Source organism: Psychrobacter piscatorii (genome assembly GCF_001444505.1).
GTDB lineage: Bacteria > Pseudomonadota > Gammaproteobacteria > Pseudomonadales > Moraxellaceae > Psychrobacter > Psychrobacter piscatorii_B.
Map to the genome: position 1 here is coordinate 14,549 of NZ_LNDJ01000046.1, position 24,094 is coordinate 38,642.

A 24,094-nucleotide genomic window follows, 5' to 3' on the forward strand; every position below is an offset into this window, starting at 1 on the left:
ACCAATAGTCCAAACAATTTGCAGGCAATGCATTAGGATACAAGTTATTTGAGGTCAACGACTGGAACATAGTATGGCGTTATATTTAAGGTTACCTGCTACCGCTGGGTTCAACATTAATAACGAGCTCATCGTTATTAGTGCTTTTAATGCCAATGAAGCAGAGCAAAGTTTGCTTGGACAAGACGTCAATATTATTGCCTCAGGCCCATCTGTACAACAATTAGCATTGTCAGAACTATTAGACACGCCCACTATTTTTGTTAATGGTAGTCTTAGCCTTACCAGACAGCATCAATTTACTCATGTCGCCGGCTATGTCATTAGTGATGCGCGCTTTATCAATCATCAACCTGAAATTTTACATCAGTATTATACGGGTCAACCTTTATATGCAACGTTAGCCGTCTTTGAAGCGATGGCCACGACTCACCCTGATATCATGCGTACGTATCATCACGCCATGCGGGTATTGTATCCAGTAGACAGGCCGTGGGGCGTCAAATCGAACAAACTCTCTTTTAATAAGCTCATATTTAAGAAAAAACGCCTAAATAAGAAAATGCCCTTATCCTACTTTATCAATCATCCGAATTTTGTTATTGATAGCAGTCATAGCTCTACTGAGATCGGGGTCTCACTCAATGTCACTCATGGATTTGTCGAGGCGGGTACGGTTGCTTACGTAGCCACACAACTGGCTTTCTCACGCCATGCAGCGACCATTCACCTATACGGGATTGACTTACTCAATAGCGATCAGCCGCGATTTTACGAAAATAACAATAACCGCGCGCCAAGCACGCTGAACAAAGTCATGAACGAGCGCATTGTGCCTTCTTTTAATTTATTGAGCAGGAGCTATAAGGCGCATGGTGTCACTGTGATCAATCACTCCCCTGTCTCCAAATCTCTATTTGATGATCTTTAGTCATTCTTATCTAATGAATTCAACGCTACACCGAACTCTAAATATTGCTGCGCGATATGATTCGGTAAGAGCTGCTGATTTAGCGGCACTATGTAATTCGTCAGATTGTCTACTGCTTGATCGATGAGCATCGCCAATCCCTCAATATCACCGACAGGTATCAAGTTTTTGACAGGTAACAACTCTCTTGGACCAAATGGACAGTCGGTACTGATCACTGGTACGCCAAGTGCTTGCGCCTCTACAATGACATAACCAAAACCCTCGAATTTGGAAGTGAGCACCATCAATGCCGTTGAGGCAATGATCGGATAAGGATTGGTCTGAAAGCCCAAAAACCTAACACAGTCACTAATATTAAGTTGAAACGCCAGCGCTTTAATCTCTGCCTCAAGCTTGCCTTTACCGACCAATACTAATGGCAGCTTCCGCTCTGTTTTCGCATATGCTTGTAGCAAATCTCGATGACCTTTCATCGTATCGAATGAGGCCACATGAATAATATACTGTTTATCTGCTAAGCCAAACTGTTCGATATGTGGTTTTTGTAACGCTTTGCTTTGGATCCAAGTGGCATCGCAAGGATTATAAATGGTTGTGGTTTTAGTGATGTCTCCTAAAAGTGAGATTAAATCTTTGCGAGCGCCGTCGCTTACACAGCTACAGAGATGAGCACCATAGACCATACGTAAGTGACTTATCGTCTGTAGTGGTTTATCAGATAATTGATACTCAAACTGCTTAGATAGCGCGGTATGCAGCACATTCACGATGTTGGGTAATTGGCTGTACGCCATAATCCAATTCACTTTATAAATATTAGCCAATATCAGATTTGGTGTCCCTATTTGGCTAAGCACATACTCATCAATGCGCTTAGCGACTGCCTCGTAAGCCTGTGCCTGCTTAGAGTTTGGCTCAATATCTTGCTCAGAAAACACCTCATCGTATGGCATGATATGATAGTGAATGTCAGCATCTAGCGGCATATCCTGTGTTTCTTCTAGACATAGAATATGAACACTATGACCCATTTTTGCATAAGCGCTTGCCAATGTAGTCACCATCCGCTCAGCACCGCGGCCTTCAAGCGCTTTTAAAATAAATAGAATGATGGGCATTGACATCTCAACTTGGTTTTTTGAATGATAGTCATACAAGGCATCCATGTTCACAATGATTGCAGGATTTTGGTTCTTTATGCTAGTCTCATCTACTTTTATTCACTACAGTATAAGCTAGTCTTATCAACTGACGCGTAAAAAATCATGAATATTGTTGATTTTATAAGCCAGTTAGATCTTGCTAATAACGATGCCAGTAAATATCATAGCTGGACTAATGTCACCATTGAAACTATCAATAGAATACATTCACAAAAAATAGGATCAGTCATGCAGCAACCTGACGAGAAAACATTAGACGTGGTCATCGCTTGGGTGGATGGCGCAGATCCTATACTCAAACAAAAAAGAGAAAACTATAAGTCAGGCAAAGTAGTGGCGTCAGATGCCATAACTGCCACCCGCTTCGCAAGTGACGATGAGATATATTACAATATTGCCTCTATCATCAAATACGTGCCTTTTTGCCGTCATATTTATGTGGTCACCGACCAACAAAAACCTGCGTTTATTGATGAGTTTGCCAAGCAAAATATCTGTGCAGCAGATAAAATACGTATTGTCGATCATAAAGAGATATTTTCGGGTTATGAAGAATTTTTACCGACCTTCAACACTCGATCAATTGAGACGATGATTTGGAATATCCAAGGATTGTCTGACTATTTTATCTATATGAACGATGATTTCTTTTTTAATCAACCAGTGACGATAGATGACTTTTTAGACAGTGAGAAGCTAATCATTCATGGTGAGTGGCGTAAAAGTGCTGCTTTGAATGCCAAGCTCAATTTTCGAAAATCACGCTTTAAATTGTTTGGCACACCAATACAGCCAAGGCATACTATCGCGCAAATGTTAAGTGCTAAAATACTGGGCATGAATCAGTTTTTTGAAATTCATCACTACCCTCATATTGTCGATAAAAATATCTTAAAGTCCCATTTGTTGAATCATCCGCAATTATTGACTGAGCAGATAAAATACAAATTTAGAGATGTGGCCCAAGTGAATCCTATAACGCTAATGAATCATCTAAAAATTCAAAAAGGCGAAGCAAGTTTAAAACCTAACACCTCTATCAACTATTTAAAAAATGAGAATAGCGTAGAAGATTTTATTCTTGCCTTAGAAGATAAAACTATTAAATATGGTTGTATTCAAAGTTTGGATCTTCTTGAGTCAGACTTATATAAAAAAATCAGTCAAGCCATGAGGCACAAATTCTTGGCTTATCTACCTGCTTCTTTGATAGCAAGCACCGATAAATAAATTTAGTTTAAGATTGAATGGTGATTAATTTCACTTCCTCTTGATCTAAACCAATAAAAGCTCAAAAATCACTTGGATATATTATGAAAATAGCAGTAGTAGGTACAGGCTACGTAGGCTTATCGAATGCAATGCTGTTAGCACAGCATAATGAAGTCGTTGCTGTCGACATTGTCGCTGAAAAGGTAGAATTGCTAAATAATAAGCAGTCTCCTATAGAAGATACAGATATCGACAATTTTTTATTGAACAAAGAGCTCAATTTTTCTGCAACGCTGGATGCCAAAGAAGCTTATAAAGATGCAGATTTCATCATCGTTGCCACGCCGACTGATTATGATACCAAGACCAATTATTTCAATACCTCCACAGTAGAAGCCGTCATTGAGCAAGTGCTGTTAGTGAATCAACAAGCAACCATTATTATTAAGTCTACAGTGCCAGTAGGTTACACAACCAGTATCAAAGAACGTTATGCCACTGATCGCATTATTTTTTCGCCTGAGTTTTTGCGAGAAGGTAAGGCACTACATGACAATCTTTATCCTTCACGTATCATTGTAGGCGCACAGACTGAGCAGGCTCGAATATTTGCCAATTTATTACTTGAAGGCGCAATCAAAAAAGACGTACCGCTATTGTTCGTTGAGCCAACAGAGGCAGAAGCCATTAAATTATTTTCTAATACTTATCTGGCAATGCGAGTAGCGTATTTTAATGAGCTTGATACTTATGCGCAAACTTTTGGACTTGAGACCAAACAAATCATCGAAGGGATTGGCTTAGACCCTCGTATTGGCAATCATTATAATAACCCTTCATTTGGCTATGGCGGCTACTGTCTGCCCAAAGATACTAAGCAGTTATTAGCAAATTACGATGAAGTGCCAAGCAACCTGATAAAGGCCATTGTCGATTCTAATAGAACCCGCAAAGACTTTATTGCCGATAAAATCATCGAAAGACAGCCAAAAATCGTGGGAATACATCGCCTAGTAATGAAAAGTGGGTCAGATAACTTTAGAGCATCTGCCATACAAGGCATCATGAAACGTATCAAGGCAAAAGGTATAGAAGTCGTTGTCTACGAGCCTGTATTGAAAGAAGATGATTTCTTTAATTCGCGTGTGATTCAAGATTTAGAAGCCTTTAAATCAATGAGTGATGTCATTGTCGCAAACCGCCTATCTGATGAGATAAAAGATGTGGCGGATAAAGTATTTACTAGGGATCTATTTGGGAGCGATTAATGAAAGTTTTAGTAACTGGGGCGGCAGGTTTTATTGGTTTTCATTTAATTAAGGCACTATTAAAAATAGAACTGCCTAATGAAAACTATTTCATTGTTGGTGTTGATAATATCAATGATTATTATGATGTAGCTCTAAAAAAAGCGCGGTTGAAAATATTAAGTGAGATATCAGATCCAGAAGTTTTTACGTTTATTAAGTTAGACCTTGCTGATCGTGAAGCCATGTCTGAGCTTTTTTCCACCTACCAATTTGATATTGTCATTAACTTGGGCGCCCAAGCAGGTGTGCGTTACTCTATCGAAAATCCAAATGCCTATATCGACTCAAACGTGGTTGGTTTTGTTAACATACTTGAAGGCTGCCGCCATCATGATATCAAGCATCTGATCTATGCCAGCTCCAGTTCTGTCTACGGTATGAATATTAAGCAGCCATTCACGACGTCTGACTGTGTTGATTTTCCTATTAGTCTATATGCCGCTACCAAAAAATCGAACGAGCTTATGGCACATAGTTATAGCCATTTATATAATATCCCTACGACAGGATTAAGGTTCTTCACCGTTTATGGTCCTTACGGTCGACCTGATATGGCATATTTTTCTTTCACAAAGAAAATTCTAGCTGGTGAGCCAATTGACGTTTTTAATAACGGTAACATGCAGCGTGACTTTACCTACATTGATGATATCGTCAATGGCATCATTCGTATAATTAATAAGGCCCCTTCACCCCAGTACTCTACTATTACGACTGCAGCTGCTCCCTATAAGATTTACAACATTGGTAATAATCAGCCTGTCACTTTGCGCCGTTTTATTACTGCCATTGAAGATGCTTGTGGTAAAAAGGCACAGGAAAACTTATTGCCCATGCAAGCAGGCGACGTACCGATTACTTACGCCGACATAGATGAATTGGTAGAGGACATTGGCTTCAAGCCTGAAACCAGTATCGAAGAAGGTATCAAACAATTTGTCGATTGGTATAGACAATATTATTCAGTTTAAACAAATAACAATGATCTCTAAGGCTTATATCATAGAGATTAAGGCGCTAATATCTTTATATATTTTTAAAGGATTTTGATAACATGGTTACACATTCAAGTTGGCAGAGAAAATTGATATTGATCTTTCGAAGCGAAAAAAGATTGAATGCGGGTAAGATTATCAAAACCTATAATGATAGAAGCTTTGATGAGATGAAAGCAACAACCATTACTGAATCAATGTGTGATATTGAAGCGTTAACTAACGAGCGTAAAAGCACAGATTTAGAAAACCATTTGAATAACTTGAAATACAAATCGCTTGGTGAGTCTGAGCTCTGCTTTTATCACAACACGCTTATTATACTAATGCGCCGTAAGTACAAAATAGATAAAACATTCGCTGAATTTGAAAGACTATGGGAAGCAGAGAGCGACTATTTATTGACACATCTGTCGTTGCGCTGGATTGTCTCTGCTTGCGATACGTTTATTGATCATTCAAACAATACTCATAGAGCAGCTATTTTGATGAATGTCGTAACTCTAATGAATACTTTACGTACTTATGAAACCAAAAACTTTCTGCAGTTATCCACTAATGCTGAATCTATGCCATTGCTAACTGAAAAAACCGATATGCTTTATGCTGGTGACTTGCCTCTGTACGATGGTCTTACTTATTTTCGTATCGGCACCGATGATAGCTTGAGAAATATGCGAAAACGCTATAATAAATTTCAGAAAGTTGATAAATTGGCCACTAGTATACTGTTATCTGTTTTCGAAAAACTACAGCATACTGATAGTGCGTTTGCCACATTACGAGCATTACACAGAGACGATTGGTCTAAGTGGTGGTTGAATTAAGAATATTCTTTGATTTTAGAATCAGATGCGAATGCAATATACTTTTTGGCTATTGTGATAGGTAAAAGCGACCCATCAAACTCAGAAAAGAATTGCTCTGGATTTTTCATCGCTAAGCTAAGCTTTTCAGAGATAGCATCTACGTCGCTCATCGGCATTAAGTTGTTATCTGGTAGTAACTCACTTGGACCTGATGGGCAGTCTGTACTGATAACAGGGGTTCCTAATACAAGAGCTTCGGCAATCACTAAGGCAAAACCTTCCCAATCAGAGGTTAGCACTTTAAATTTAGCATGCTTTATATAAGGGAAAGGGTTCTCCTGAAAACCTAAAAATACTACTTTTTCTTCTAAGTTGAGTTCTACTACCAATTGCTCTATTTCGTCTTTCAGCTTTCCTTTACCTAGCAGTAATAGTGGCATAGACTGATCTGTTCGAGCATATGCTTTTAGCAGCACATCGTGACGTTTCGCTTCTTTAAAACTCCCCACATGAACAATATAATCTTGGTACTCAGGAGTAAATACGTCACCTAGCTTTTGAATGTAATCTCTATCGACTGGATTGTGAATGGCAATCGTTGGCGTAATATTACCAAAGCTTTCAACAAAATCTTTTTCAGCACCTTTACTGACACATATACAAGGATGCTTGGAGTAGATGTTAATCATCTTTGACTTTAGTGTGTCAGCAGCATTCGTATTATCGAATTTATATAACAAAGACACTGTGTTATGAATCACATAAAATATATTAGGTAGTTTGCTATTGCTTAAAATACTATCTGCACGATCTAGATTAGACAGTATCATATCAGGCTGACCAATGTTTTTTGAAATGTAACGATCGACTACGAACGCAAAAACTTTGTCACGACGTTCTAATTTTGGTATCAGTTTATAACGCTTAAAATCAATAAAGTGGTAGTTTAGTTTTGGATTAAGCTCGTAATCTACACGGGGCTTAAACCGTAAAATATGTACTTCATAACCCAAATCATAGAATCCCTGTCCTAAAGTCAGAACAACACGTTCAGCGCCGCCACCTTGCAAGCAGTTAATAACCAATAGCACTTTTTCTTTACTATTCGAATTTTCTTTTTTTTCTGTAGTATTATCAATCATTTATTAAGTATTCTTAAAAATAAATATTTAGACTTAGAGATGTAGCGGCCCAACTGTTTTGCCAGCTAAAGATTTTGGGTAAATTCTACGTATTTTTCTGCTATTTTGGCTGGTAGCAGCGCTTCATCGAATGGCGCACGAAACGCTTGCGGATTACTCATCGCTTGCTGCATTTTTGCGGCAATGGCATCAACATCGCCCATCGGCATTAAGTTACGTTCTGGTAGTAATTCACTTGGGCCTGATGGACAGTTGGTACTGATAACAGGAGTACCTAGCACAAGAGCTTCGGCAATAACTAAAGCAAAACCCTCCCAGTCAGAGGTCAGTATCTTAAACTGCGCATTTTTGATATAAGGGAAGGGATTATCACGAAATCCTAAAAATATTACTTTGTCTTCTAGGCTTAACTCTGTTACCAGTCGCTCTGTTTCACTTTTATGCTTCCCTTGACCCAAGAGCAGTAAAAGCATAGATTGATCTGTTTTTGCATAAGCATTTACCAATACATCATGACGCTTGGCATCTTTGAAACTACCGACATGGATAATATAGTTTTGGTAGTCAGGGACAAAAGCATCGGCTTGTTGTTGAATACTGTTTTTATCTATTGGATTATGAATGGCAGTGGTTGGCGTAATATGACCAAAGCTCTTAACAAAATCTTTTTGAGCGCCTTCACTGACGCACACACAAGGATGCTTGGCATATATATCTATCATTCTTTGCTTTAACTGCTCAGCGTCGTGATTTTTATTAAACTTATAGAGTAGTGATACTGTGTTATGAATAATATAAGTGATATTAGGCAGTTTACTATTACTTAGAATACTATCGGCACGATCTAAGTTGGACAGTATGATGTCAGGCTGACCGATATTTTTCGACACGTATTTATCAACAGCACGTGCAAAAATCTGGTCACGTCTTTGTGCCCCTGGTATAAGTTTATACGGCTTAAACTTAAGTACATGGTAGTTAAAATTCGGACTTAAGTCATACTGTACTAACGGCTTAAATCTTAGAATATGTACTTCATAGCCCAATTCATAAAACCCTTGCCCCAATGTTAATACGACACGTTCCGCACCACCGCCTTGTAGACAATTAATAACGAGTAACACTGTTTTTTTATGCTGCTTCATACACGATAACCTATGGAGTAATTTTTCACCTTCTTAGAAAGGCTTATCATTGCTTCATTAAAAAACTAGCGTTTAAATAGCTTCGAAAAAAATGATTTAGAAGCGTGTGGACGAGTCACCTTATTACCGGTATAACCTTCTTGAGATTTTTTAGGAAAATGACCGAAAGGTTCCACCCTATAACTGTCTAAATCGTATCCAGCAGCAAGTGCTTCGTCATAATATTCATCAAAAACCTCAGATAAATCCTGCCTCGGGTGCGACATTATTTCACCGTCAAACCAGTGCTCGATACCTTCTTCACTGACTCTAGGTAATGAATATTTATGACTGAACTGCGTACCCATATCTGAATAATGCAAAATCCTAATATCTTCTAACGCTAAGTTTTCGCCATCTATACAGTTGTAACTATCCTGATAAGGCTCAATGAGCTGATTATTATCTTTAAATACAGCCATCATTTCTTTATGGCTTTTGGGATCTTTCCTGAGTTTTTTAATTGGTAGGACAATGTTTTTTGCCGCCTTGCAATCCCATACGCATGTACACAATCGAGTCATATCCGCATTAGTCTTAGCAGCTACAACAGACTGTCCTTCAATAGGATGGTGCCACAGCTTTGCCAAATCATCTAAAATAATGACATCAGCGTCCATGTAGATGGCACGACCAGAGTATTGACAGTACTCTGGAATTGCCCAGCGAAAGCCTGAAAAAGGCGTTGACCATTTAGTGGTATTCCAACCCTCTCCAGTCTCAGGATTAGAATACCAATAGCTATTAGGATCACGTGACAGCTGCATCCATACTATCTCAACGGGTACACTGGTATGTTTATGAATACTATAATCTAATACCATCATCTGCTCTAGATCACAGTTATTTGGGTCACAACCAACAAAGACTTTAATAGTATCTTCTGTATTCATAATTTTATCCGTTCACTGACTAATATTTATCTTTGCTAATGCAATGCGATAATACTCAAATATATAATGGGACTTATTCTTTCCAGTACTTTTCGATCCACCCTACTGGCAAGATAAAATGACGCAAGTGACGTAGCGGTCTTTTTAGATTTTTGGGCTCAGTTAATCTTTTTAAGTGATCTTTGGCATTGTTAGCAGCATTTTTATTATATCTACCTTCGATCGCATGTGTAGGATATAAGTCGCCAGGGAAAATAACAATTCGAGCACCTTTAGGAATCTTTGGCTCTTTGATGTAGTTAAGTGGGAACGGTTGACGACATTTGCGTCTAAAGTGCGCAACCCATGCTTTTGGAAACAGCTTGACACCGCCTGGCGCATTACGCGTCACAAAGCGCTGCTCAAAACGATATTTGTCCGCGATGCCTTGTGGATCAGCTTTGAATTTTTCTTGTAGTGAGACAAGCGACCCTACCTGAAAGCGGAAGCAAGAAGTCTGGCCGAGGCGCTCTAGCGGGTTACTTGGGTTATAAGATAAAATAACATCGTCCGGCTCGCCGTATTCGAAGAAAGGATCGAGGCTATCTACTATAATCACATCCAAATCTACAAATAATACTGTTCCTGTCAAATCACCTAACTTCTCACCCCACAAACGTGATTTTGGCCACTTGCCAAGTGTGTTGGTTGGCATGGTGACATCTAATGGTGGCAATTCTTGACATTCGATTTCTGGACGTACATCGGTGGTATCATCGGTAAAACAGACGAAACGAAACGGTGGTGTAATATTGCGAGATACCATGCCATACAGTTTATTGGCATAATCAGCCCCGTACTTTGTACCCCATTTAATACAAATAATTTGTTTGATATTATTGTTATCTGCTGTATTAGAATCTATTGGCATGGATTGCTCACTTTAATCTTAAGAATAAATATGATGGCTATATTAGCATAAAAAAAAGACTGAACAATTATGTTCAGCCTTTTTGGTCTTTAAACTAACGACTTTATTAATCAATAAAGCTTAACCAATCCATATAGTGCTCGTTACGACCATGAACCACATCAAAGTATAGGGTTTGGAGTTTCTCAGTCAATGGTCCGCGGCCGCCATTCCCGATAGTACGATCATCGTATTCGCGGATAGGTGTCACTTCAGCAGCGGTGCCTGTCATAAAGATCTCATCTGCTAAGTAGAACTCATCACGAGTGATACGGCGTTCAACGACTTTGATACCGAGATCAGCGGCAAACTGAATAATAGTACGGCGAGTAATACCATCAAGTGCTCCGCCGCCTAAGTCTGGGGTATGTAGTACGCCGTCTTTGACTAAAAACAAGTTCTCGCCAGCGCCTTGACATACATACCCTTGCGGATCCATCAAGATAGCTTCGTCATAACCATTACGAGTGACTTCTTGGTTGGCCATGATAGACACAGGATAGTTGCTCGAGGCTTTGGCCTTACACATGGTCACATTGGTCATGTGGTGGGTAAATGATGAGGTTTTGACACGGATACCGTTTTTGATACCCTCTTCACCAAGATATGCGCCCCAATGCCAAGCAGCAACCATAGCATTGATACTGTTATCACGCGAAGATAAGCCAAGCTTTTCTGCACCTACCCAAATAAGCGGACGAATATAGGCTTCTGCTAAGTTATTTTGCTTGACCACATCTTTATGTGCTTGCTCTAGCGTGGCTGCATCAAACGGCACGTCCATTTGAAAGATTTTTGCCGAACCAAGGAGACGTTCGGTGTGTTCTTTTAGACGAAAAATAGCCGTGCGGTTGTCAGCTGTTTGGTAAGCGCGTACGCCTTCAAACACAGCCATGCCATAATGCAAGCTATGGGTAAGCACATGAACGTTGGCATCTGGTTGTTCAATTATTGTGCCATTCATCCAAAGCTTACCATCTTGTGTTGCCATATTCATTTTATAGTCCTTATGCTAGCACTGACGTCTAACTTTTTTAAGTAGGTTTTATTTAATAGTAGTGATCAACATCGTGTGATAATACTGCAGCGTTCATTTTTATTGCTCAAATACCGCTTCATTATGACGAACACTTGACTGTATTATAATGATGTGTGACCGATTATATCACTGGCCGTGTTGGCAAATGAAATCTTTTGGTTTGAGACCCTATAGTTTTTAATTACGGCTCCCAGCTAGTATGAAGCCTTACAGTTTAAGCGCCTCTTTGGTTATCAGCAAGGCCTTAATAAAAACAAATCTCATAATTATTCTTCGTTAGATTCTACGCCCATTAGATGCTGCCATTGTGCTTGTACCAGTGCGCGTGTCTCTTGCCAAAGCGACTCATCGACCAATAATGACTGCTCTGATAGTGCCAGTTGATGGGTAGCAGCACGTATTCTCAGATAGGCATCGGTCAACTCCTGACAGACTTGCTCCTCCCAAATACCAAGTGAAGCAACTTCTTCAAAAATACGGACATTGTCGCTCCATTTGGTCAAGCTTGGATGCTCATGTGAATAGGCCAATACCGCAAACTGCGCTAAGAATTCAATGTCTACAATACCGCCTGTATCTTGTTTGAGTTGAAACTTGCCCGCTTGCTGTTGCCACTGGCTGGTGCCTAAGTGCTTCTGCATTTTTATGCGCATGCTAGTGACCTCAGAGCGTACTTGCTCTAACGTCCGCGGCAGCGCCAGCACATCTCGGCGAATGTCACAGAAGCGTGCAGTCACTCGTCTGTCACCACAAATCGCCCGAGCGCGCACCAGTGCTTGATGCTCCCATGACCACGCTTTGTCCATTTGATAAGTTTCAAAGGCATGACAAGATACGACCATCATGCCAGCGTTGCCCGACGGACGCAGACGCATGTCAATCTCATATGCCCTACCATCTCGCGTTTGGGTATTGAGATAATTCATCAGCTTTTGTACCAGACGTGCGGCAAACTTCATGCCACTCACTGACTTTTCACCAGTGGTCATGCCCTGCTCTTTTATCTTATGTAAGAATACCAAATCCAAGTCGGAAGAATACGAGAGCTCTAAACCACCAAGCTTGCCATAACCGATAATCGCAAAACCGCAGTCAGCCTCAGTGACTGGATCGCCATCTTGACCGATAGGATAGCCATAACGATTAACGATTTCGGCAAATGCTCGCTCTAGCGCGGCTTCTAGTACCACTTCAGCAATATAGGTCAATGAGTCTGAGACTTTCATGATTGGACGCTCAGCCAACACATCACTGGCAGCCACAGCCAACACTTGGTTTTTTTTGAACAGTCGCAGCACACTCAGTAGTTCTTCTTCGTCATTGGGTTCGACACGCAATAGCTGTTGGCGCAGGATGTCACGCAGCTCAGGCTTATCTGGCAGGTGGCGATAGTGTTGCTGTAAAAAGGTGTCTAACAATACAGGATACTGTGCCAACTCTTTTGCAATCCACGGGCTCGCCGATAGCATCGGAATCAGCTCAATCGTTGCATTGGGGTTTTCTGCAATCATGACCAAGTAGATTGAACGTCGGCAAATGGCTTCAAGCAATGCAATCAATCGCGGTAAGGCAGCATTGGCAAGTTTTTGCTGCTCTTGATGGGCTAATAGCGCGTGGACAATGACAGGATACGCATCATCTAAGCGCTCTCGGGCCTCCTCGCTGAGGTTGGCAACCATCTTTGATTGCCAAAAATTCTGCAATAACTCGCGATTTTCTTTTGTTAGTACCTCATTTAAACGCGCAATTTGCGCTTCTAAATGCTCAGGCTCTAGATCGGTATCATCACTGTCAGGTACTTGACGCTCTGTCACCATACGTTCAAATGGCACATTAACATTGTCTCGATGAGCATTTAATTGGGTCAGTAATGCCTGCCAATCATTAAACCCAAGCGTCACTGCAAGATTATGCTGCCAATAAGCATCATGCGGCAGTCTTTGGGTTTGCTGATCGTTAATGGCTTGAATCGCATGCTCAAGTCGACGCAAAAACCGATACGCGGCTTGTAAGTTATCGTAGGTAATCTGCTCTAGATATCCAAGCTCACGCAACACTTGCATCGCCTCCAAACAAGGCTTTACCTGTAGCTGAGGATGCCGACCACCATAGATCAGCTGAAACGCTTGTACAATAAACTCAATATCTCTGATACCGCCCGCGCCAAGCTTAATATTGTCTAGATCTTCACGCTGTGCAACTTGATTTTGAATGAGCGACTTCATCTCCCTGAGTGCTGAAAACGCGCTGTAATCCACATAATAGCGAAAGACAAATGGTTTGATTAGCGCCTGAATCGCATCATAAAATGGCTGATCTATCTGCCCAACGACTCGTGCTTTTAGCCAAGCAAAGCGCTCCCACGCGCGTCCATGCAGGGCAAAATATTTTTGTAACGCTGAGAGATGGATGGCCAGATCACTGCCATCGCCCCATGGACGCAAACGCATATCAACCCGAAAGACAAAGCCGTCAGCCGTTTTATTATCAAGCAGCTTAATAATCCCTTGACCCAGACGAGTCATAAAACGTTTATTGTCTATGCTACGCGTGCCCTTTGCCTTGTCACCATTGGTTTCGCCGCGCGCTTGATGTACAAATATTAGGTCAATATCGCTCGATAAATTCAGTTCCTGAGCACCAAGCTTACCCATGGCCATGATGGCCATATCATCGATCTGCACATTGCCTTGTTCATTGATAAAGGTTGGCTCACCGTATTTAGCAATCAAATGCTGATAGGTATAGTCCTTGGCAAAGGAGATACAACCGCCTGCAAACTCTGATAGCTCATCAGTCAATTGCTCAAGACTAATCATCTGCAAGGCATCTTGCCAAATCCAGCGCATCATTAACAGCTTACGCAAATTACGTAAGCCACTCATGACTTTCGTTTCATCGGCGAGTTGATAGTTTTCATCTAGCGTATAATCTTGTATCAGATCATCGATTTGCTGACGAGTCAGCGTACTGTTCAGTGGGTAGCTACGCAAAAATGTTTGGCAGGAAACCGTTCGGCTCTCCCAAATTTGATAAGCAAACTCACTGGCTGTTTGCAGTACTTGCAGTTGCTCTGCTGTCGGCTGATAATCTGTACCACTGTTCATACGTGAGGGCATAGCAGGTATCATAGTGACAAAAACTCCTTACATAGAATGGTAAGACTACGTGAACCCAACTCATAAGTTTATTGTTTTTTCTTACGAGACAGTCACAGCATCAGATGAACATACTCAATATATCATTACAAAACATAAAACCCTGTTTAGTAACAGTGACTCTATTTGCTTTGAGTCGCTTTATGGTAGCATAAACATCTTTAATCAAAATGCTTTGAGACAGCTTCATTGCAGCGCACCTTTATACTCAATAAAAATAGCGTTTTGACTCAATGGTATTAAGAAATATTAAAGTTCGACTATAAATCGATTAGATTACTTTACACAAAACATTTATAGCCTTTCAATAATATTGTCTCACCCTTATAACACTCTCTAAACGCTTATTTATAATATGTGATACTGTCCCCTATGACTACTACCCCGCTACTACTCATTACCGCTGATCCTAGTCACCCATTAGCGCATTTAGCATTACGTTATGCGCGCGCGTATCTTAAGAGCGCATCGGCTGATCATAATATCGATAGTCATGCAGACGATATCGTCAATAAAGAAGACATCGACAATCCTATCACCAAACGGCCATTGCTCAATGTCTTTTTTTATGGGGATTCGGCGCATCTGGCGAATCGGCTACGCTGGCAGTCCGCTGATCAAATGAATTTGACCAAAGAATGGCAAATGTTGGCTGAACAATATCAGTTGCCACTGCCTGTTTGTGTTAGCACAGCTCTTAGCCGCGGTGTGAGTGACACAGATAACAGTACCCGCCATCAGCTTGATGGTGACAATCTGGCGACAGGATTTACGTTGGTGGGACTCAGTGAGCTCGCTCTGATGATGCAGGATGGCTGCCGCTTAATACAGTTTTGATAGCGTATCCATTACGACATTAGCCTGCGATAAACATATTTAGGAATACATGATGAGATTATTAATCCAGCTGCATACACCCACCGAAGCAGCAAGCTATGAAGGCTGCGCTCTGGCACTGACATTAGCGACATTCGGTCATGACGTGCAGCTGTACTTGGATGCACCTGTTTTTGGCTTATTGATGCAGCCTGAATCACGTTTGCACGGTATGATTCAGTCGCTTGATCTTTACGACATGCCAGCGGCTTGGCTACCTGATGATGTCTTTAGTGGTTGGGTGATTGGGATGCTGCCAGTAGATCTGACTTCACAGCTCATGCTGGTGCCAGAAATGATCCGCTCGCAAGATTTTGAGCAGATTTTAACTTTTTAATTGGCAATATAATCAAACTTATAAAATAATAAAGTACACACTTGGACACTGTTATGGCAACTTTATATCAATTACACAGCACGATGAATACCCTCAGGCGCAGTGCTGAAGAGATGTCTCGCACTTGGCGCACTGGCGACAGTATTATCTTACTTGGTACCACAGCCGCTTTTATCGACTGGCTCAATGCTTATTTGAATGATAGTGAAATAGATAGTATTGCAGGTATTTATGCATTAGCGGATGATATATCGCAGCTGACAGTTAACACTGCTGGCAAGCTAAATTTAGAGAGCAAATTGACTGGTATTTTAACGGATGAAGAATGGATTAGCCTATCTCAGGATAGCCAGTTTGATAAAGTGGTGACGATTGCCTTATGACGACTCATACCTCTACGACAACTTATACTGCCACAGCATCGACCGATATTGCATTAGATCAAGATGGGCATTTGTGTGACCATACGATTTGGACACCTGATATCGCACAACAACTAGCAGACACGCTAGATGTCAGCCTAACGAGTGAGCATTTGCAGATTTTGCAGCAAGTGCGCGCATTTTTTGTCAAATTTAATCATGCACCAGCGACACGCCCATTGATTAAATGGCTACAGAAAACTTTGCCTGAGCACGATATTAGCAATCAAAAACTACAACAGCTATTTAATACAGGATTGGTTGCGCGCCATGTCAACCGTTTAGCTGGACTGCCAAAGCCGCCCAATTGCCTATAAAAGTGTCTTTTTCAACTGTAGCTGCTTACCAAGTGAGCACTGATGAATGAGTCATATAGATCGGCTCATTTGGTACATCGCTACTTTGGATCGCTATTTCGGATCGTAGACTGTCAGCGTTTCATAACCGACACTTCGTCCTTCATCACCCAAAAATCCTTGCTGTCGCCATATTTCATACAAGCATATGGCGACACTATTGGATAAATTGAGACTACGCGAATCAGCCAACATTGGTAATCTCAACCAATTATCAGCACCGATATCTTCCCGTATATCATCTGCCAGTCCTGCTGTCTCAGAACCGAATACCAGCGCGATATTGGGCATGTCATTGTCAGATTTTTCACTGTCTGCTTGCCCGCCAAAATCATAATCATAGAATGGTTTGCTCAGTTTGGTGGTCAATGCGGTGACAATATGGCAGTCGGCGGCTTGCAAGGCTTGCCTCGCTGCAGCCCAATCTTCATGAACCTGCAAATGTGCGTATTCGTGATAATCAAGGCCTGCGCGGCGTAGTTTCTTATCATCAAGCTCAAACCCTAACGGTCTGACTAAATGCAGCTGCGCGCCGCTGTTGGCACACAGTCGAATGATATTGCCAGTATTACTCGGCATTTTTGGGGCGACCAACACGATATGAATGGTCATATTTGTTTACTCCGCAACTAGTCGATGCTCTATTATTTAAATTTATGAGCGATAGGTAATTAAAAGTTACAGTTTACTGCCAATAATTACATTTTGATACTGTGCAGCGTTTTTAACTTTCATTATGATGTCTGTAATGGATAGCGCGATAGCATTTATGTATGACTGTCTCATCCAATACCCCTTCAGTGAAGCTTGAGCAAGATACTTAGCGTCACTGTTGTTATTTATAACCATTCATTTATCTTTGAGGATACTATTATGAAAAAAGTAATCATCGCATCTTTAGCTGCTATGTTTGTTCTAACTGGTTGCAACACGTTTAAAGGCCTTGGCCAAGACGTATCAAGCGCCGGAAATGCTGTAACTGGCGGCGCACAAGACGTACAAGATAAAATCTAAGGTCTGCTTTTTTTAGATTTTTTGAGGGACTTACTATTTTGTAAGTCCTTTTTTTTGGTCACGAATTCTTTATCCTAAGTAGTTACTGCACATACACTTTATCAGATGCTATAAAAAAGCACGCAGTATTTGATTGAGATAACGCTGACCTAACAATGTTGGTTGTAACTGAGTTTTACTATCTATCAGTAGCCCTTGCTTAATCAACTTGTCTACTTGTGTGGTAACGCTTTCAAGCTTAAGCCCTGTTCTCTGCTCAAACAACGCCCAAGCGACACCGCCATGTAAGCGCAGTACATTTAACATAAACTCGCTAACCAGCTCATCTGTATCGATTGCTTGCCAACCAACCATTTTTGGTACGTTTTGAGTGCTCTTGGATGTTTCCGTCTCTATATCTCCTACATAATCTTTTGGCAAACGTGATTTGCTAAAACGATAGATGCCAGATTCTGCTAACAAATCGTTTTCTGATTTATCACTTTCCTTTGACGGCGCGCTACCCCTGTCTGCGCGACAATCAATCGTCACTTTACCATGTGCACCAGCACCTATTGCTAGATAGTCGCCAAACTGCCAATAGTTGATATTGTGACGGCAAGGCTTATCTGACTCGCCCGCCCACGCAGACACCTCATAATTGCTGTACCCCAGTTGCTGCAACAGCGCTTGCCCCGCTTGTTCGATATCTGCCAAGTTGTCTTCATCGGGTAAAATAGGCTGGCTACGATAAAACACCGTGTTGGGCTCAATCGTCAATTGATACCAAGAGATATGCGTTGCGCCAGCATCGTGCGCCATTTGAATATCATTTAATGCTTCGTTCATGGTTTGCTGCGGCAGACCATGCATGAGATCGACATTGACTCGCGTAAATCCAGCAGCCTTAGCAGCGCGTATCGCTGATAACGCTTGTACAGGATCATGGATACGTCCAAGCACTTTAAGCTTATCAGCGTCAAAGCTCTGTACACCGATAGACAATCGATTGATACCAACCTCTAGATACTGAGCAAATGGCGCATGCTCGAGTGTCCCTGGATTGGCCTCCATCGTAATCTCAATGTCCTCTGCAAATTCAAAACCTGACCGCAAACCAGAGAACAGTCGCTGATACTGAGCAATTGGCAATAGTGATGGTGTGCCACCGCCAATAAATATTGAGCTGATTTTACGCCCTTGTGCCAATGACTGTTGCATATTCGCATCCAAAAGGAGCGCATCGACATAATCATCATACATAGACAACTGACTGTTTATAGGAAGCTCATGCGAGTTGAAGTCGCAGTAAGGACATTTTTTCACACACCACGGGATATGGATATAGAGCGACAGTGGAATGCTCGTCACCTCTACAACGCTAGTCTCTGTCATCTTTTCTGTGAGTTGTAACGTATCAAGGTTATTTGGCGAGCTATCAGCATTCATTTTGGACATAAATAAACTTATTGTGTAATGGGCAATAATGATCAGTATCAAAAGTATCGCTAGGATAACGGCTAGATGATATAAAGAAAAGCCTAACTAACGTAAAACTATTAACAAAGCCACGCATAAAGCCACGCACAAATTCCCTATTCACCATGGTAACTTGCAGGCAGTATATAAAGAGATATTACCAGTACAGCATCCAAAGCGCAGCGCTGTATTCAGAATATAACCATTACATTTGCGGCGCGCTTGAAAGCTGGGTAATAAAAAACCACCCTGATAATATTAAATTTAAACATGAAGCAAAGGATAAGACATATGGCTTATTGGCTAATGAAATCAAACCCAAAGTTTTTTGGTATTCACGATTTACAACGGCTCGGTACAGATAGCTGGGATGGTGTCCGCAACTACCGCGCTCGCAACTTTATGCGTGATGATATGAAAGTCGGTGATAAAGTGTTCTTTTATCATTCTAGCGCAAGACCCTCTGGTGTGGCTGGCATTATGACAGTCAGTCAAGCGGGCTACCCTGACCCCACTCAATTCCACCCCGAGCATCGTCACTATGATCCTATTGCAACCGAAGAAGAACCACGCTGGTATATGGTGGATCTCACTTTTGAGCAAGCTTTTACAGAGGTGTTGCCGTTATCAGAGCTGAAATTTTTGCCTGCACTTGAGGACTCTTTACTGCTGAGAAAGGGCTGCGAGCAATTAACGGTCATTCCATTAGAGCCCAAACACTGGCACGCGATTATGGACATGGCCGAAACACTTGAGGTATTGCCAGAGCATAATGGCTGATACAGAGACTATCTAGGCACTATCAAAACCAAGAGGCTATCTATAATAAAAGACCATCCATACTAAAAGATTATCCAAACTCAAAGGCTATCCATGATCGATACTAAGTTATGAACATCAATGATGATGGATACCAAGCAAAAATATGCTCAAAGATTATATGTGCCTTTTTATGTTGCATCTGTAAAAGTTGACATCCTAGTCAAGCTTCTTTACCATCCTATTTGTATATGACCTGTCAATCTACCACTTAGATTGACGGGTTATTTTTATTTTAGTGCCTTCATTTTTATTTTTCCATTCTGTCTATATAAGCTTGCTCATATTATTTATCGGAGTATCATCATCGGCACGTCTCTCCTCTTACCACATCGCTCTGAGAGCGATGACCGTATTTGCTTATTAATATGATTAATAACAATTACCGCAAAGAATAAAAAGTTGCTTATCATGGTTTTCCCCTTATCTTTCAGAGACTTTAAAAGCTACAGTTTACGCTTAGGGGTGCTCGCTCTCCCTATCTTGATTACTCAGTTTTGCCAAGCAGCGCTTGGGGTTGTGGACGCCATCATGGCAGGTCAAGTATCTGCGCTTGATTTGGCGGCCGTGGCAGTTGGATCTGGCATTTGGCTACCGCTGTTTTTATTAGCAACAGGTGTGTTGATTGCCACTACCCCTCTCATTGGTGAGGCTGTCGGTCAAGACCAGCATCACCATGTTCCTCATATTACTCAGCAGTCCTTGTGGACAGCAGGCGCTCTTGGCCTTATTGGTTTTATTGTTGTCAATTTGGCACCCAATGTCCTTGGCATCATGGGTGTGCCTGAGAATATTCAGCCTATAGCAACACAATATTTGCATGGTGTGTCTTTTGGTTTCCCTGCATTAGCTGTCTATGCTGTGTTACGCAGTTATTGCGAAGCGCTTGGTCGACCTGAGCCAGTGACGGTTATTAGCATCATCGGCCTACTTGCAGACATCCCTATCAACTATATTTTTATCCATGGTTTATTTGGCATGCCCGAGATGGGCGGCGCAGGCTGCGGTGTGGCAACAGCACTGGTATTGTGGATAAATGTGTTGTTACTGGCGGCTTATACCAGCGTCACCAAGCGGCGGGAATTTGCCAGCACTCGCTTTTTTTATGGATTTGCGAGTCCAAATCGCACACAGATCAAAAAACTTCTAAAATTGGGGATTCCTATTGGTGTCTCTATCTTTTTTGAGGCCAGTTTATTTAGTTTGGGCGCTCTTGTTATCAGCCCGCTCGGAGAGCTTGCAACAGCCTCACACCAAGTAGCGTTATCAGTGACGTCACAGCTGTTTATGATACCGATATCTGTTGCCATGGCACTCACCATTATGGTCTCAAATCGTTATGGTCAAAAAAACCTCTTAGCCTTACGTCAAGTACAAGCCACTGGACTTGTCTGGACCGTATTGATTGCGCTCACTTGTATGCTTGGTATATGGCTATTTAGACCAGAGTTGGCAGCAGCATTTACCGATAATCCAGCGGTTAGAGCGGAGTCTATGCATTTGCTCATCTTTGCCCTTGCCTATCAGTTATTTGATGGCTGGCAGGTCAATGTCGCGGGTATATTACGCGGCATGCAAGACACCACCATACCGATGTGGGTCACGCTTTTTTGCTATTGGTTAGTAGCCCTACCACTGGGTATCTATTTAGTGCGTTTCACTGATGTTGGCGCTCAAGGCTTTTGGATGGCATTAATCACTGGCCTATTCTTATCTTCTATTCTATTGACCCTTCGTTTGCGCTATCAACAAAAGCGCCTAACGCTACTATGGGGATAAAACCAATTGACTTGAGCTCACCTCTTATAACCATTGCTAGCGATATATGGTCACATAGACTATGATAAATCGTAGACGTTTTCTTGCTAAAAAGATGGCTTACGTCAAAATATGTAAAAAGTCTCAGTTAACAACTGTACATTGATTGCTCATTGCCATGAATCTAGGTATCATTAGCAACTAATTAGACAATATTTAGTTACACTATTTTTCGAATTTAGTACAAGGTCAGATAAAAACTATGGATATTGAAAAAATACGCACCCTCATCGCCCTTATGGAAGAAAGTGAGCTGGTTAATTTAGAAATCAGTTCAGACGACGAGCATATCAGCTTAACTCGTCACTATGATGCGCCTGCACCAGCCATGATGGCAGCGCCAACTGCTAGCGCAGCGCCTATTACTGCTGAAGGAAAACCTGCGGAAAAAGCGGGTAGCGTCGAAAACTCGCCAATGGTTGGTGTTTTCTATTCAGCGCCAAGTCCTAACGACCCACCATTTGTAAAAGTTGGTCAAAAAGTTCAAGCGGGTGATACTCTAGGTATTATCGAAGCGATGAAAATAATGAACCCTCTTGAAGCGACTCAAAGTGGTATTGTTGACGAAATCTTGGTAGATAATTCTGAAGTCGTACAGTTCGGCCAACCTGTCATACGCTATAAAGCATAACGATATTTGCCATACTTAATTTCATTATGGCTGGTTTTTGATATACGTATCGCATCAAAGTCAAATAACAGGATGCTAGATATCAAAACTCAGTCAATAACTGATGCTTCGACAAGGATGAACCCATGATAAAAAAATTGCTCATTGCCAATAGAGGTGAGATTGCCCTGCGTATCGTTCGAGCTTGCAAAGCGCTAGGTATCGAAACGGTAGGCGTCTACTCTACTGCTGATGCCAACTTGATGCACCTGCGCTTTGTTGATGAGGCAATTTGTATTGGTAAGCCTAATGCCAATCAAAGTTATCTTGATATTAATACTATCTTAACTGCCGCTGAAATCACTGGCGCGGATGCTATTCATCCGGGTTATGGTTTTTTGTCTGAAAATGCTGAGTTTGCTGAGCGCGTAGAAGAAGCAGGATTGACTTTCGTTGGCCCTAATGCAGATCACATTCGCTTGATGGGTAATAAAGTCTCTGCGATCAACGCCATGAAAAAAGCGGGCGTACCAACCGTGCCTGGCTCTGTGGGTGCCGTTACGCTACATAATGCTGAAGAACAAGCGCGCAATATCGGTTTTCCGCTATTGATTAAAGCGGCTTCTGGCGGCGGTGGACGCGGTATGCGCGTCGTTGAGCGCTTTGACGAGCTGGTCGGTCAAGTCCAAGCGGCGAAGCAAGAAGCTGAGCTTTGGTTCGGTGATGATACTGTCTATATGGAGCGCTATCTTCAAAACCCGCGCCACGTAGAAGTACAGGTACTGGGTGATGGCAATGGTAATGCTATCCATCTGTATGACCGCGATTGCTCACTGCAGCGTCGCCACCAAAAAGTACTAGAAGAAGCGCCTGCGCCAGATATTCCAGATGATGTCCGTGAACCTATCTTAAAAGCATGCGTGAAAGCCTGTGAGCTTGTGAAATACCGCGGCGCTGGTACGTTTGAGTTTTTGTTTGAAAATAATGAATTTTTCTTTATTGAGATGAATACTCGCGTACAGGTTGAACATCCAGTAACCGAGATGATTACTGGTATAGATGTCGTGGTTGAGCAACTAAAAATTGCAGCCGGCTATGGTTTATCTTATCGTCAAAGTGAGATTGAAATCCAAGGCCACGCGATTGAGTGCCGTATCAATGCTGAAGATCCAGCAACTTTTGTTCCTTGCCCTGGTACTGTCAATCAATTATTTGCGCCAAGTGGCGCAGGTGTTCGATTCGATTCACATCTATACCCTGGCTATGAGATACCGACTTACTATGATTCACTCATTGGTAAGCTTATCTGCCATGGTCAAACTCGCCAGCAAGCCGTTGCTAAGACCATACACGCACTTGATGAATTGATCATTGAAGGTATCAAAACCAATATACCGCTACATCGTGATGTGATTTTAGCAGATGATAATTTTGCCAAGGAAGCGCAAAACATTCATTATCTCGAAAGAGAGCTTCTGAGCACAGACAAAGCCGAGAAAGCGGCATAGATCAAAACAGCGCTAAGCTGTAGTTTGCTTACTCGTACTGACTGGGACAGTAGTCATTTCCCATAAAAATCAATTTCCACAAAAAAAG

The 24,094-nt window shown here is 41.6% G+C and carries 23 protein-coding genes; 14 read left to right on the forward strand and 9 right to left on the reverse strand.

The window, feature by feature from the left end:
* Positions 1-73 precede the first annotated feature (73 nt).
* Entirely contained in the window at positions 74-931 is an 858-nt protein-coding gene (locus AS194_RS02270) for a hypothetical protein (protein WP_058023855.1), read from the forward strand.
* Here AS194_RS02270 and AS194_RS02275 read toward each other — a convergent pair.
* Positions 928-2,052 carry a glycosyltransferase gene (locus AS194_RS02275; protein ID WP_227511559.1) on the reverse strand — a complete coding sequence of 375 codons (1,125 nt, stop codon included), beginning with the start codon at positions 2,050-2,052 and terminating at the stop codon, positions 928-930. The two genes, AS194_RS02270 and AS194_RS02275, sit on opposite strands and share 4 nt — an antisense overlap.
* A 273-nt stretch (positions 2,053-2,325) precedes the next feature.
* Here AS194_RS02275 and AS194_RS02280 point away from each other — a divergent pair, with 273 nt between their 5' ends.
* The 4 genes from AS194_RS02280 (at position 2,326) to AS194_RS02295 (ending at position 6,441) form a co-directional block, all read left to right on the forward strand.
* Entirely contained in the window at positions 2,326-3,327 is a 1,002-nt protein-coding gene (locus tag AS194_RS02280) for a capsular polysaccharide biosynthesis protein (RefSeq protein WP_058023856.1), read from the forward strand.
* An 83-nt stretch (positions 3,328-3,410) separates the two neighbouring features.
* Complete coding sequence (locus AS194_RS02285) at positions 3,411-4,577, forward strand: nucleotide sugar dehydrogenase (protein ID WP_058023857.1); 1,167 nt, start codon at positions 3,411-3,413, stop codon at positions 4,575-4,577.
* Positions 4,577-5,590 carry an NAD-dependent epimerase gene (locus tag AS194_RS02290; RefSeq protein ID WP_058023858.1) on the forward strand — a complete coding sequence of 338 codons (1,014 nt, stop codon included), beginning with the start codon at positions 4,577-4,579 and terminating at the stop codon, positions 5,588-5,590. Before AS194_RS02285 ends, AS194_RS02290 begins: the two co-directional genes overlap by 1 nt.
* Before the next feature lie 83 nt (positions 5,591-5,673).
* Positions 5,674-6,441 (forward strand): hypothetical protein, encoded by a 768-nt coding sequence (locus tag AS194_RS02295; RefSeq protein WP_058023859.1) that lies wholly within the window; start codon positions 5,674-5,676, stop codon positions 6,439-6,441.
* Here AS194_RS02295 and AS194_RS02300 read toward each other — a convergent pair.
* The 6 genes from AS194_RS02300 to glnE form a co-directional block, all read right to left on the reverse strand.
* Positions 6,438-7,565, reverse strand: coding sequence for a glycosyltransferase (locus AS194_RS02300; RefSeq protein ID WP_058023860.1), 1,128 nt, complete (start codon positions 7,563-7,565; stop codon positions 6,438-6,440). The genes AS194_RS02295 and AS194_RS02300 overlap by 4 nt on opposite strands.
* 65 nt (positions 7,566-7,630) lie before the next feature.
* Positions 7,631-8,710 carry a glycosyltransferase gene (locus AS194_RS02305; RefSeq protein WP_058023861.1) on the reverse strand — a complete coding sequence of 360 codons (1,080 nt, stop codon included), beginning with the start codon at positions 8,708-8,710 and terminating at the stop codon, positions 7,631-7,633.
* A 65-nt stretch (positions 8,711-8,775) separates the two neighbouring features.
* Positions 8,776-9,642: a glycosyltransferase gene (locus AS194_RS02310; RefSeq protein WP_058023862.1), complete on the reverse strand. Its 867-nt coding sequence runs from the start codon at positions 9,640-9,642 to the stop codon at positions 8,776-8,778.
* A 73-nt stretch (positions 9,643-9,715) separates the two neighbouring features.
* Positions 9,716-10,552, reverse strand: a complete 837-nt coding sequence (locus AS194_RS02315) for a hypothetical protein (RefSeq protein ID WP_058023863.1) — start codon at positions 10,550-10,552, stop codon at positions 9,716-9,718.
* 106 nt (positions 10,553-10,658) lie between these two features.
* Positions 10,659-11,588, reverse strand: a complete 930-nt coding sequence (locus AS194_RS02320) for a branched-chain amino acid transaminase (RefSeq protein ID WP_058023864.1) — start codon at positions 11,586-11,588, stop codon at positions 10,659-10,661.
* Positions 11,589-11,896: 308 nt separating this feature from the next.
* Complete coding sequence (gene glnE, locus AS194_RS02325; RefSeq protein WP_152978588.1) at positions 11,897-14,761, reverse strand: bifunctional [glutamate--ammonia ligase]-adenylyl-L-tyrosine phosphorylase/[glutamate--ammonia-ligase] adenylyltransferase; 2,865 nt, start codon at positions 14,759-14,761, stop codon at positions 11,897-11,899.
* A gap of 399 nt (positions 14,762-15,160) precedes the next feature.
* On the opposite strand from glnE, the gene tusD reads away from it, so the two are divergent.
* The 4 genes from tusD to AS194_RS02345 are packed head-to-tail and all read left to right on the forward strand — an operon-like array spanning position 15,161 to position 16,740.
* Positions 15,161-15,625: a sulfurtransferase complex subunit TusD gene (tusD, locus tag AS194_RS02330; RefSeq protein WP_058023865.1), complete on the forward strand. Its 465-nt coding sequence runs from the start codon at positions 15,161-15,163 to the stop codon at positions 15,623-15,625.
* A gap of 52 nt (positions 15,626-15,677) precedes the next feature.
* Positions 15,678-16,001 (forward strand): hypothetical protein, encoded by a 324-nt coding sequence (locus tag AS194_RS02335; RefSeq protein ID WP_058023866.1) that lies wholly within the window; start codon positions 15,678-15,680, stop codon positions 15,999-16,001.
* A gap of 53 nt (positions 16,002-16,054) precedes the next feature.
* Positions 16,055-16,384, forward strand: a complete 330-nt coding sequence (locus AS194_RS02340) for a hypothetical protein (RefSeq protein ID WP_058023867.1) — start codon at positions 16,055-16,057, stop codon at positions 16,382-16,384.
* On the forward strand, positions 16,381-16,740 hold the full coding sequence (locus AS194_RS02345) for a TusE/DsrC/DsvC family sulfur relay protein (RefSeq protein WP_058023868.1): 360 nt from the start codon (positions 16,381-16,383) through the stop codon (positions 16,738-16,740). Before AS194_RS02340 ends, AS194_RS02345 begins: the two co-directional genes overlap by 4 nt.
* Positions 16,741-16,833: 93 nt before the next feature.
* Here AS194_RS02345 and AS194_RS02350 read toward each other — a convergent pair whose 3' ends face one another.
* The gene (locus AS194_RS02350) at positions 16,834-17,391 is read right to left on the reverse strand and encodes a tRNA (cytidine(34)-2'-O)-methyltransferase (RefSeq protein ID WP_058023869.1); all 558 of its coding nucleotides are present in this window, start codon (positions 17,389-17,391) and stop codon (positions 16,834-16,836) included.
* A gap of 261 nt (positions 17,392-17,652) precedes the next feature.
* On the opposite strand from AS194_RS02350, the gene AS194_RS02355 reads away from it, so the two are divergent.
* Positions 17,653-17,793 (forward strand): entericidin A/B family lipoprotein, encoded by a 141-nt coding sequence (locus AS194_RS02355; RefSeq protein WP_058023870.1) that lies wholly within the window; start codon positions 17,653-17,655, stop codon positions 17,791-17,793.
* A gap of 108 nt (positions 17,794-17,901) precedes the next feature.
* Here the strand turns inward: AS194_RS02355 and hemW are convergent, their stop codons facing one another.
* Positions 17,902-19,167 (reverse strand): radical SAM family heme chaperone HemW, encoded by a 1,266-nt coding sequence (hemW, locus tag AS194_RS02360; RefSeq protein ID WP_058023891.1) that lies wholly within the window; start codon positions 19,165-19,167, stop codon positions 17,902-17,904.
* A gap of 375 nt (positions 19,168-19,542) precedes the next feature.
* Between hemW and AS194_RS02365 the strand changes: the two genes are divergently transcribed.
* The 4 genes from AS194_RS02365 to accC all read left to right on the forward strand — a co-directional run bounded on the left by AS194_RS02365 (position 19,543) and on the right by accC (position 24,006).
* Positions 19,543-20,031 carry an EVE domain-containing protein gene (locus AS194_RS02365; RefSeq protein ID WP_058023871.1) on the forward strand — a complete coding sequence of 163 codons (489 nt, stop codon included), beginning with the start codon at positions 19,543-19,545 and terminating at the stop codon, positions 20,029-20,031.
* A 450-nt stretch (positions 20,032-20,481) separates the two neighbouring features.
* Positions 20,482-21,849: an MATE family efflux transporter gene (locus tag AS194_RS02370; protein ID WP_058023872.1), complete on the forward strand. Its 1,368-nt coding sequence runs from the start codon at positions 20,482-20,484 to the stop codon at positions 21,847-21,849.
* Between the two features lie 241 nt (positions 21,850-22,090).
* Entirely contained in the window at positions 22,091-22,519 is a 429-nt protein-coding gene (gene accB / locus AS194_RS02375; RefSeq protein ID WP_058023873.1) for an acetyl-CoA carboxylase biotin carboxyl carrier protein, read from the forward strand.
* Between the two features lie 125 nt (positions 22,520-22,644).
* Complete coding sequence (gene accC / locus AS194_RS02380) at positions 22,645-24,006, forward strand: acetyl-CoA carboxylase biotin carboxylase subunit (RefSeq protein WP_058023874.1); 1,362 nt, start codon at positions 22,645-22,647, stop codon at positions 24,004-24,006.
* Positions 24,007-24,094 lie beyond the last annotated feature (88 nt).

Bases quoted from the DNA above. Each gene is read 5' to 3' on its own strand.
- AS194_RS02270 (WP_058023855.1), top strand. From the start codon at position 74: ATGGCGTTATATTTAAGGTTACCTGCTACCGCTGGGTTCAACATTAAT.
- AS194_RS02340 (WP_058023867.1), top strand. From the start codon at position 16,055: ATGGCAACTTTATATCAATTACACAGCACGATGAATACCCTCAGGCGC.
- AS194_RS02305 (WP_058023861.1), bottom strand. From the start codon at position 8,710: ATGAAGCAGCATAAAAAAACAGTGTTACTCGTTATTAATTGTCTACAA.
- AS194_RS02350 (WP_058023869.1), bottom strand. From the start codon at position 17,391: ATGACCATTCATATCGTGTTGGTCGCCCCAAAAATGCCGAGTAATACT.
- AS194_RS02275 (WP_227511559.1), bottom strand. From the start codon at position 2,052: ATGCCCATCATTCTATTTATTTTAAAAGCGCTTGAAGGCCGCGGTGCT.
- AS194_RS02290 (WP_058023858.1), top strand. From the start codon at position 4,577: ATGAAAGTTTTAGTAACTGGGGCGGCAGGTTTTATTGGTTTTCATTTA.
- AS194_RS02300 (WP_058023860.1), bottom strand. From the start codon at position 7,565: ATGATTGATAATACTACAGAAAAAAAAGAAAATTCGAATAGTAAAGAA.
- AS194_RS02285 (WP_058023857.1), top strand. From the start codon at position 3,411: ATGAAAATAGCAGTAGTAGGTACAGGCTACGTAGGCTTATCGAATGCA.
- AS194_RS02345 (WP_058023868.1), top strand. From the start codon at position 16,381: ATGACGACTCATACCTCTACGACAACTTATACTGCCACAGCATCGACC.
- AS194_RS02365 (WP_058023871.1), top strand. From the start codon at position 19,543: ATGGCTTATTGGCTAATGAAATCAAACCCAAAGTTTTTTGGTATTCAC.
- accB (WP_058023873.1), top strand. From the start codon at position 22,091: ATGGATATTGAAAAAATACGCACCCTCATCGCCCTTATGGAAGAAAGT.
- AS194_RS02355 (WP_058023870.1), top strand. From the start codon at position 17,653: ATGAAAAAAGTAATCATCGCATCTTTAGCTGCTATGTTTGTTCTAACT.
- AS194_RS02320 (WP_058023864.1), bottom strand. From the start codon at position 11,588: ATGAATATGGCAACACAAGATGGTAAGCTTTGGATGAATGGCACAATA.
- glnE (WP_152978588.1), bottom strand. From the start codon at position 14,761: ATGATACCTGCTATGCCCTCACGTATGAACAGTGGTACAGATTATCAG.
- hemW (WP_058023891.1), bottom strand. From the start codon at position 19,167: ATGACAGAGACTAGCGTTGTAGAGGTGACGAGCATTCCACTGTCGCTC.
- AS194_RS02280 (WP_058023856.1), top strand. From the start codon at position 2,326: ATGCAGCAACCTGACGAGAAAACATTAGACGTGGTCATCGCTTGGGTG.
- tusD (WP_058023865.1), top strand. From the start codon at position 15,161: ATGACTACTACCCCGCTACTACTCATTACCGCTGATCCTAGTCACCCA.
- AS194_RS02335 (WP_058023866.1), top strand. From the start codon at position 15,678: ATGAGATTATTAATCCAGCTGCATACACCCACCGAAGCAGCAAGCTAT.
- AS194_RS02370 (WP_058023872.1), top strand. From the start codon at position 20,482: ATGGTTTTCCCCTTATCTTTCAGAGACTTTAAAAGCTACAGTTTACGC.
- AS194_RS02315 (WP_058023863.1), bottom strand. From the start codon at position 10,552: ATGCCAATAGATTCTAATACAGCAGATAACAATAATATCAAACAAATT.
- accC (WP_058023874.1), top strand. From the start codon at position 22,645: ATGATAAAAAAATTGCTCATTGCCAATAGAGGTGAGATTGCCCTGCGT.
- AS194_RS02295 (WP_058023859.1), top strand. From the start codon at position 5,674: ATGGTTACACATTCAAGTTGGCAGAGAAAATTGATATTGATCTTTCGA.
- AS194_RS02310 (WP_058023862.1), bottom strand. From the start codon at position 9,642: ATGAATACAGAAGATACTATTAAAGTCTTTGTTGGTTGTGACCCAAAT.